At 39.8% G+C, this 660-nt stretch carries 1 protein-coding gene; it reads left to right on the plus strand.

Annotated elements, in window-relative coordinates:
* Window positions 1–660 (plus strand): HYR-like domain-containing protein (locus ACVCXO_RS09170; RefSeq protein ID WP_452229293.1); only part of this gene is annotated, 660 nt, incomplete at both ends.

Genomic DNA, 660 nt, shown 5'->3' on the forward strand with positions numbered 1-660 from the left:
GTAACGACTTTAACTGCACCAACGGCAACAGATAATTGTGGTGGAACGGTAGCTGTTACCAACGATGCATCACTTCCTATTACAACACAAGGAACAACAGTCGTAACTTGGACATATACAGATGTTAATCTGAATGCTTCCACACAAACACAAAACATAATAATTACAGATGTTGCTGCTCCTGTTGCTGATCTTGCAACTTTGGCAAATGTAACGGCACAATGTGAAGTAACGACTTTAACGCCGCCAACAGCAACTGATAATTGTGGTGGAATAGTTACTGTTACGAACGATGCATCACTTCCTATTACAACACAAGGAACAACCGTCGTAACTTGGACGTATACAGATGTTAATCTGAATGCTTCCACACAAACGCAAAACATAGTTATTACAGATGTTACTGCTCCTGTTGCTGATCTTGCAACTTTGGCAAATGTAACGGCACAATGTGAAGTAACTACTTTAACGCCGCCAACTGCAACTGATAATTGTGGTGGAATGGTAACAGTAACAAATGATGCATCCCTTCCTATTACAACACAAGGAACAACAGTGGTAACTTGGACATATACAGATGTTAATCTGAATGCTTCCACACAAACACAAAACATAGTAATTACAGATGTTACTGCTCCTGTTGCTGATCTTGCAACTTTA

The organism is Lacinutrix sp. MEBiC02404 (assembly GCF_053601575.1).